General features: G+C 70.1%; 9 protein-coding genes. 3 read left to right on the forward strand and 6 right to left on the reverse strand.

Features of this window, described 5'->3' with window-relative positions; genetic code table 11:
* Position 1 precedes the first annotated feature (1 nt).
* The 3 genes from ACFWBW_RS19855 to ACFWBW_RS19865 all read left to right on the forward strand — a co-directional run bounded on the left by ACFWBW_RS19855 (position 2) and on the right by ACFWBW_RS19865 (position 3,249).
* Positions 2-1,000 (forward strand): class I SAM-dependent methyltransferase, encoded by a 999-nt coding sequence (locus tag ACFWBW_RS19855; RefSeq protein ID WP_385374164.1) that lies wholly within the window; start codon positions 2-4, stop codon positions 998-1,000.
* Between the two features lie 198 nt (positions 1,001-1,198).
* A complete protein-coding gene (locus ACFWBW_RS19860; protein WP_385374165.1) occupies positions 1,199-1,669 on the forward strand; it encodes a hypothetical protein in 471 nt (156 codons plus the stop codon).
* Positions 1,666-3,249 carry a multicopper oxidase family protein gene (locus ACFWBW_RS19865; RefSeq protein WP_385374167.1) on the forward strand — a complete coding sequence of 528 codons (1,584 nt, stop codon included), beginning with the start codon at positions 1,666-1,668 and terminating at the stop codon, positions 3,247-3,249. Before ACFWBW_RS19860 ends, ACFWBW_RS19865 begins: the two co-directional genes overlap by 4 nt.
* Here the strand turns inward: ACFWBW_RS19865 and ACFWBW_RS19870 are convergent.
* The 6 genes from ACFWBW_RS19870 to ACFWBW_RS19895 form a co-directional block, all read right to left on the reverse strand.
* Positions 3,239-3,805, reverse strand: coding sequence for a TetR/AcrR family transcriptional regulator (locus ACFWBW_RS19870; protein WP_385374169.1), 567 nt, complete (start codon positions 3,803-3,805; stop codon positions 3,239-3,241). The two genes, ACFWBW_RS19865 and ACFWBW_RS19870, sit on opposite strands and share 11 nt — an antisense overlap.
* Positions 3,798-4,634 carry an alpha/beta fold hydrolase gene (locus ACFWBW_RS19875; RefSeq protein WP_385374170.1) on the reverse strand — a complete coding sequence of 279 codons (837 nt, stop codon included), beginning with the start codon at positions 4,632-4,634 and terminating at the stop codon, positions 3,798-3,800. Before ACFWBW_RS19875 ends, ACFWBW_RS19870 begins: the two co-directional genes overlap by 8 nt.
* 96 nt (positions 4,635-4,730) lie before the next feature.
* Positions 4,731-5,516 (reverse strand): ABC transporter permease, encoded by a 786-nt coding sequence (locus ACFWBW_RS19880; RefSeq protein WP_385374174.1) that lies wholly within the window; start codon positions 5,514-5,516, stop codon positions 4,731-4,733.
* Positions 5,513-6,514: an ATP-binding cassette domain-containing protein gene (locus ACFWBW_RS19885; protein WP_385374176.1), complete on the reverse strand. Its 1,002-nt coding sequence runs from the start codon at positions 6,512-6,514 to the stop codon at positions 5,513-5,515. Before ACFWBW_RS19885 ends, ACFWBW_RS19880 begins: the two co-directional genes overlap by 4 nt.
* Positions 6,515-6,561: 47 nt before the next feature.
* Positions 6,562-7,410 (reverse strand): DUF4097 domain-containing protein, encoded by an 849-nt coding sequence (locus ACFWBW_RS19890; RefSeq protein ID WP_385374178.1) that lies wholly within the window; start codon positions 7,408-7,410, stop codon positions 6,562-6,564.
* A 90-nt stretch (positions 7,411-7,500) separates the two neighbouring features.
* Positions 7,501-8,031 (reverse strand): hypothetical protein, encoded by a 531-nt coding sequence (locus ACFWBW_RS19895; RefSeq protein ID WP_385374180.1) that lies wholly within the window; start codon positions 8,029-8,031, stop codon positions 7,501-7,503.
* Positions 8,032-8,447 lie beyond the last annotated feature (416 nt).

The raw sequence follows: 8,447 nt of genomic DNA on the forward strand, positions 1-8,447 counted from the left end.
CATGACGGGCAACCAGCCTTCCCCCGGCCGCATCCTGGAGATCGCCAGCGGCTACTGGGCCACCGGCCTCCTCGGCGTGGCGACGCAGCACTCGCTGTTCACGCTCATCGACGACGGGCTGGACACCACCGGCCACCTCGCCGAGAAGACCGGCATGGCCGAGCGCGGTGTGCAGACCCTCCTCGACGGGCTCGTCGGCCTGGGACTGCTCCACACGCACGACGGCACCTACCGGAACACCCCCGAAGCCGAGCTGTACCTGGTCGAGGGGAAGCCCACCGACATCAGCGGGTTCGCACAGCTCAAGCTGGGCGAGATGGACAGACTGGCGGGCCGGCTCGAGGTGTTCAGCGCCGGGGGCCCGCTGGCCGAGCCGATGGTGGAGGTGGCCGACAACCCCCACTGGGAGAAGGTCGTCACCGCCATCGCGGGCATATCGGTCACCGCCGCGCAGACCTCCGCCGACGTGCTGGGCCTGGCCGAACGCGACAACCTCTCCATCCTCGACGTGGGCGGCGGGTCGGGCGTCTTCTCCTCCGTCTGGCTCCGGCTCAACCCCACCGCCCGGACCACACAGCTCGACTGGGAGCCCATCAACGCCATCGCCCGCAGGCTCCTCGCCCAGGACTCCCTGGACGACCGGTTCACCTCCCTGGACGGCGACTTCCACACCGTCCCGCTCGAGGACGCCGCCTACGACGTGGCCCTGTACTCGCACATCGCCCACCAGGAGGGCCCCGAGGACAACATCGCGGTCTTCACCAAGCTCCGCCGCGCCCTCAAACCCGGCGGCGCCCTCGTCGTCTGCGACTACATCGTCGAGGACGACCGCAGCGGCCCCTCCTTCCCGCTCCTGTTCGCCTCGGAGATGCTCCTCAAGAGCAACACCGGGGGAACCTGGCGCCGCGCCGACTACGCCGCCTGGCTGGCCGAAGCCGGCTTCGAGAACATCTCCTTCCACTCCACCGACTCCCCCGCCACGCTCGCCATCGCCCGCTGAGCCCCTCCGCCGGAGCGCCGAAGTGCCCCGACAGCCGAGCTGCCGGGGCACTTCACACAATGCGGCTCGTTTTCGACCCACCCACTGGCTCTATTCTTCCTTTGCCAATCCCGAGGAAACTTGAGTATCACTCGAGTGACTTGCGGCAATGGCACATCAGGGTTGCAGGCCGCTTTGGCTTCGGGTTGGATCGACGGTATGCCTTTGCGCCCATCTCTGCTCTCCCTGCGCATCACCGCCGGAATTCTCTCGGTTCTGATATTCGGTCAGGTAGCCCTGGCCGGAGGCTTTCTCGGCGGCCATTACGACATGCTGGCGCTCCACGGACTGCTGGCCCGCGTCCTCACCGTGGTCGCCCTCCTGACGGCCGTCGCCGCCTTCTTCGTCCGCCGCGCCGGAGGGCCGAGATCGGTCCTGCCCGCAGCGATCGTCCTGGTCGTGGCGCTCGTGGGCGAGATCGCCCTCGGCTTGGCCCGCGCCGTCTCCCTCCACGTCTTCCTCGGCGTCGTCCTCGTCTCCGCCGTAGTGGTGCTGGCCCAGCGCGTGCTCACCACCCCGCTGCCCGCCAAGGACCCGGTCGCCAAGACCCCCGCCGCCGAGACCCCGGCCGCCGAGATCCCGGCCCCCAGTGCCCCGGACGAGACCCTGACGCCGGAAGCGGTCCGGTGAGGCGGCGTACGTTCCTGGGCGCCGGCGGCGCGGTGCTCGGCGGCGGCGTCGTTGCCGCGGCCGGCTGGCCGCTGCTGAGCGACTACGTGCGCGGGGGCCTCCCCGGCAAGGTGCTGACGAGCAAGGCCAAGCTGCCGGCCGCCTTCCGCACGCCCCTGCCGATCCCCCAGGTGCTGCAACCGGTGTCGTCGAACGGCACCACCGACACCTACGAGATCACCCAGCAGCACGCCGACCTGGAGATCCTGCCCGGACTGCGCACCCCGGCCTGGACCTACGGCGGAACCTTCCCCGGGCCGACGATCGTCTCGCGCTCGGGACGCCGCACCGTGGTGCGCCACCGCAACGAGCTCGACCGCCCCTCCGTGGTCCACCTGCACGGCGGCCACACCCCGGCGGCCAGCGACGGCTACCCGACCTCCCTGATCCTGCCGGCGGACGGCTCGTACGACGCACACCGCGTCCACCAGGACATGAGCAGCGGACCGCACGGTGCGGCCATGGGCCACGGCCCGATGGACCTCACCGAGGGGACACGCACCTACACCTACCCCTTCAACCAGCGCGCCGCGACGCTCTGGTACCACGACCACCGCATGAGCTACACCGGCGCGGCCGTCTGGATGGGGCTCGCCGGATTCCATCTCGTCAAGGACGACGAGGAGGAGCGCCTGCCGCTGCCCCGGGGCGACCGGGACATACCGCTCATGATCACCGACCGCTCGTTCGCCGCGGACGGATCCTTCCAGTACCCCTGGATCGACCCCCAGTTGCACACGCCCGGGGTCACCGACGCCTACATGAACGGCGTCCTCGGCGATGTCGTCCTCGTCAACGGGGCCCCCTGGCCGGTGCACGAGACGCAGCGGCTGCGCTACCGGCTGCGCTTCCTCAACGCCTCCAACGCCCGCCCGTACAAACTGCAGTTGGACCCACAGCCCGAGGGCGGCGGCGGCTTCGTCCAGGTCGGCAGTGACGGCGGACTGCTCGACGCGCCCCGCCGGCACGACACCCTCGAGATCGCCCCGGGCGAGCGCTTCGACGTCGTCATCGACTTCTCCCGCTACCGGCCGGGCACCCGGGTACGCCTGCTCAACCTCTTCGGGGACGGCTCCACCGCCCAGGTCATGCGCTTCGACATCGCCCCCGGCTCCCCCGTCGACGACACCAGGGTCCCGGAGAAGCTCAGCGACGTGCCCCGCCTCGACCCCAGCCGGGCCGTCGTCACCCGCGACTTCCACTTCCGCGGCTCCAGCGACGGCTGGACGATCAACGGCAAGGAGTACGAACCCGGAAAGGCACTGGCCCGGCCCAAGCTCGGCCAGGTCGAGATCTGGCGGTTCACCACGAACTTCCACCACCCGGTCCACCTGCACCTCGACCACTTCCAGGTGCTCTCACGCAGCAACCGCGCCATCGGGGCGTACGACCACGGCTGGAAGGACACCGTCGACGTGCGCCCGGCCGAAGCCGTCGAAGTGGTCACCCGCTTCACCGACTACCCCGGCACCTACATGATCCACTGCCACAACCTCGAACACGAGGACATGGCCATGATGGGCGACTTCATCACCGACTAGCCGGGCGCGGCGCGTGCAGGCCGCTGACGACCATGTGCGTCAGCAGGGCGTAGCTCTCGTCCAGGGCTTCGGGGAGGGCGAAGCCGCCTCCGGTTTCGAGGGAGACGAAGCCGTGGGCGGTGGCGCGCAGGCAGCGGGCCGCGTGGACGGCCGCGGAGTCCTCCAGGCCGTAGGCGCGCAGGGTGGCGAAGAGGATGGTGATCAGCCGTTCCCCGGCTTCGGCCGTCCGCGGTTCGGGGCTGTGCAGCAGGGCCGCGTACCGGTGCGGGTGGCGCAGGGCGTATCCGCGCCAGGCCGTCATGAAGGCGCGGATCGCCTCGTCGGCGGAGCGGCCGATGACCGCCACGCCGATCTCGTCCGCCATCTCGTTCATGACCCGCGCCGACAGGAGGTCGCGGAGCTCGGCGAGGTTGCGTACGTGCTTGTAGAGGGAGGGCGTCGCCACCCCCGCCTGCCCGGCCACCGCCGACAGGGTCAGGCCCGCCGGGCCCTGCTCGTCCACGAGGCGCAGCGCGACGTCGACCACCGCGTCGGCCGAGAGCGAGGCCCTAGGCACGGGCGGCCCCCTTCAGGAAGGACACGATGACGGCGGCGGTTTCGGCGGGGAACTGCGCGTGTGCGTAGTGGCCCGCGCCCTCGATCATCGTGAGGCGCCCGCGCCCCTCGGGCAGTTCGGCGACGATGGCCGCGCCCTCGGCGGCCGGGTCGGCCCAGTCGCAGTCGAGGGTGCCCTCGACGATCAGCGCCGGGCACCGCACGTCGCCGAGTCGGGCGCCCGCGTCGGTGGGGGCGGACATCCCCATCTTGGCGAGGACGGCCATCCGGCCCGGCCGGCTCAGGTCGGCGTCGAGCGCGGCGAGGTGGGCGGTGTGAGCGGCGGGGCGGGTGCCGGGGTAGGCGTGGTCGAGGTAGCGCTTCCACAGGCCGGCGCTGCGCAGGATGCCGGTGCCCAGCAGCAGGAGCATGCCCTTGCGGTAGCGGGCGTTGGATCCGAGGGCGCCGAAGTCGATCTTCTGGGCACGGGTGAACGGGCTGATCTCGACGATCGCGTCGACGAGCGCGGGCTCCTGCGCCGCCGCGATGGTGGCGGCGCCTCCGGCGAAGGAGTGGCCGACGATGACGGCCGGTCCGCCGAGGTGCCGGATCAGGGCGAGCAGGTCGCCGGCCACGTCGGTGCGGGTGTACGAGGCCCAGCCGGTGCTCGATTCCCCGTGTCCGCGCAGGTCGGTGGCAGCCACGCGGTACCCGGCGGCGACGAGCAGAAGCGCCGTCTCGCGGTAGGCCGCGCGGTTGTCGCCCATGCCGTGGGCGAGCACGATCAGCGGGCCCTCGCCCGTGACCTCATACGCGAGCCGTCCGGCTTCGATGCTCAGAAACTCCGTCATGACCCGTCCCCCAGGAGCAGTGATTCACGCTGCGGCTAATACCCATCACTCACAAGCTAATGGCATTAGCCACAGCGGGTCAACCCCCCACCTCTACTACTTGGGGTCGCTGTTGAACTTTGCGGCGGACCAGAAGTAGCCGAGGACCGCGAGGCCCAGGCACCAGGCGACGGCGAGCCATCCGTTGTGGCCGATCTCGGTGCCGAGGAGCAGCCCGCGCAGGGTTTCGATGGCCGGGGTGAAGGGCTGGTACTCGGCGATGGGCTGGAACCAGCCCGGCATCCCCTCCACCGGCACGAAGGCGCTCGACAACAGCGGCAGGAGGATCATCGGGAGCGCATTGTTGCTGGCGGCTTCGGCGTTCGGGCTGATCAGCCCCATCCCGACCGCGATCCAGGTGAACGCCAGGGCGAACAGAACCAGGAGCCCGAACGCGGCAAGCCACTCCAGCGCCGTCGCATCCGTGGAACGGAACCCGATGGCCACACCGACGGCCCCCACCAGGACCACACTCGCGATCGACTGCAGCACGCTGCTGACGACGTGCCCGATGAGCACCGCACCACGATGGATGGCCATCGTGCGGAACCGGGCGATGATCCCCTCGGTCATATCGTTCGACACCGACACCGCAGTACCGATCGTGGTCGATCCGATCGTCATCAGCAGCAGGCCCGGCACGAGGTAGGCGATGTAGTCGGAGCGGTCGCCGCCGCCGATGCCCGCGCTCATCACATCTCCGAAGATGTAGACGAACAACAGCAACAGCATGATCGGCGTGAGCAGCAGATTCAGCGTCAGAGACGGATAGCGGCGGGCATGGAGCAGGTTGCGGCGCAGCATCGTCGACGAATCACGGACGGCAAGGGCGAGGGAACTCATCGGACGTTCTCCTTGGACTGGCTGGGGCGCGGGTCGGTGCCCGTCAGGGCGAAGAACACGTCATCAAGGTCGGGCGTGTGCACGGTCAGCTCGTCCGCCTCGATACCGGCCGAGTCCAGCCGGCCGAGGATCGAGCGCAGCGCACGCTGACTGCCGTCGCTGGGGATCTGCAGAGCCAGTGCCTCGTCGTCCCGGCTGACCTCGCCGAGTACCGCGATGGCGGAGCGGTAGGCGTGCGGGTCGGAGAACCGCAGTCGGACGTGTCCGCCCGGGATCAGCCGCTTCAGCTCCTCGGCAGTGCCCTCGGCAGCGATCCGGCCGCCGTTCAACACCGCGATCCGGTCCGCGAGCTGATCGGCCTCCTCCAAGTACTGCGTGGTGAGGAAGACCGTGACACCGCCGGTGACCAGCTCGCGGATGATCTGCCACATGTTGTGGCGGGAACGGGGATCGAGACCGGTCGTCGGCTCGTCCAGGAAGATGATCCGCGGATCACCCACCAGCGTCATCGCGATGTCCAGGCGGCGCTTCATGCCACCCGAGTAGGTGGAAGCCGGCTTCTGCGCCGCCTCCGTCAGATCGAAACGCTCCAGCAACTCGGCGGCCACTCGCCGCCCCTCGCCCTTCGACAGGTGGTGCAGGTCGGCCATGAGGAGCATGTTCTCCTCCCCCGTGATCAACCCGTCCACCGCCGAGAACTGACCCGTGACCCCGATTGCCGCCCGCACCCCACCAGGGGAGGCCGCGATGTCGTGGCCCGCGACCTGGGCCTGACCTCCGTCGGCGGTGATGAGAGTGGACAGGATCTTCACGACGGTGGTCTTGCCGGCGCCGTTGGGGCCGAGCAGTGCGAAAACGGAGCCGGCCGGGATGCTCAGGTCGATGCCGTCGAGGACGGGCTTGTCGCCGTAGGACTTGCGCAGACCGACTGTGGAGACGGCTGCCGGAGACGGGTGACCGTCGCCTCGACGTGATGTGGGCATGACAGAAGAAGGCATGAGGCCCTCCATTCGAAGGCTGAAGTGGCGGGGGGGGGAGGGGGCTGTCAGGATCCGGCGGCGGCGCGGCGGACGTCGATGTTGCCGTACTTCGTCCGGGCGCGAACCTTGACGGTGTCCGCGCTCGCCTCCGGACTCCCGGACGCGGTGAGCGTGTTGCGCACCTGGCCGGAGCCCGAGCTGACGTCGAGCCAAGCGGCCGTACCCTCGCGGACGCCGACCTCGATGGCCCCGTAGGAGGTCTCCAACTCCACGGTTCCACGGGCGACTTCGCCGACCCGCAGGGTGCCGTGGGCGGTCTTGGCGGTGACCGAGTCCTCGGCGCGCCGGATCTCGATGTCACCGTTGGCTCCGCTCACCCGCAGCTCGCCGATGGCGGCGCCGACGGTCGTGGTGCCGTGCGAGTTCTTCAGGACGGCGGGGCCGTCGACGAAGCCGAGGCGCACGCTGCCGGAGCTGGTGGTGATCTCGGTCGCGCCCTCGGCCCGGTCCACGGTGATCGAGCCGTGCGACGCGGTCAGCTTGAGCGGGCCGGTGGTGTCGAGCCGGACGTCGCCGGACGAGGTCTTCACCCGGACCTCGCCGAGCCGGCCCTCGCCGAGCACCTGGGTCCAGGCGCCGGTCGTGTCGACGTGCGAACCCGTGGGCAGGTCGACCGTCACGTCGACGATGCCGGGCTTGCCGAACGGGTTGGACTTGGGCGTCCTGACGGTCAGCACGCCGCCCGCGAACGTGACCTCGGTCTGCTCGGCGGTCCGTACGTCCTTGTCGCGCTTCGGGTCCCGGGGCTGCACCGCGACCACGGTGTCGAGGCGGTCGCCCGCGGTGAACTGGATGGAGCCGGCCTCCACGTGTGCGGTGACCGAGATCGCTTCGGAGGTGTCGAAAGTAGGCATGGCTGTCCCGTCCTCTTGAGTCTTCTGGGCGTCCCCGCTGGTGGGACGTGGTGTGGGAGAACTGATGCGGTGCGGTGAGGGGGCCGGGGGCTAGCGCACCCAGCCTGTGAAGCTCTGCCCCACGCTCTGGGACTTCTCTGCCGTACGCGGCTTCGCGCCGCCGTCGACCGCGGCCGATACGGCGCGCACCAGCCACGCGTTGACCGACAGCCCCTCGCGGCTCGCGGCCTCCTCGGCGCGGGCCTTGAGGTGGGCCGGCAGGCGCAGGTTGACGCGGGCGGTGCCGCCCTCGTCGCCGTCGGCGGACGCGTGCGGTGCGAGCGGTTCGGCGAACCGAGCGTCCGCGGTGGCCGGCTCCGCGGGGGCGTGGCTCTCGACGGTCGGCACCGTCACCACGAACTCGGGGTCGAGCCCTCGCAGTCGTACGTCGACCGAGCCGGGGGCGAGTTCGCGGGTGATCTCGTCCATCGCGGCGGAGAGCACGTTGAGCAGGGTCAGCCGGGTCGCCGACTCCAGGGGAGCGGTGAGCCTCTCGGCCAGCTTGCGGGCTTCGTCGCCGCCGGCCTCGGCGGCGACGGCGAGCTCTTGGCGGAGGGTGGTGACGTAGGGCGTGAGGTCCATGTCCCACAGCATGGCACAGGGATGGCGCCATGTCGAGCCAATGTGGCACCACTCTGCGATGCGGTGACGCCAGTTCCCGTAAATCCGCTGGTCAGGGCGGTGAATCCACCATGTGCCACAGTGGCGTCAGACGGTGCCACCGCTGCGCGGGGCATCTCCCCTACCCGCCCTTCCACCGTTCCCCGTGCTGCGCCCGGACCCCCTGTGGCTACGCCCCAGACCCCGGTCCTCAAACGCCGGACGGCTGAAAAGCCCGGAGGCGGCCCGGGCCGGGGACGGGGGCGGGGTGGGGTGTCGGCCTGGACGTAAAGCGTGATTTGTGGCGCAAAAGAAGCCCGCACCCTGTCGGAGTAGAACAGAGGGCGCCTAAATCATGCAGTCCAGGCCCTTTCTCTTCTACACATCTGACACCGCCG

The organism is Streptomyces sp. NPDC059957 (genome assembly GCF_042730015.1).
Lineage (GTDB): Bacteria > Actinomycetota > Actinomycetes > Streptomycetales > Streptomycetaceae > Streptomyces.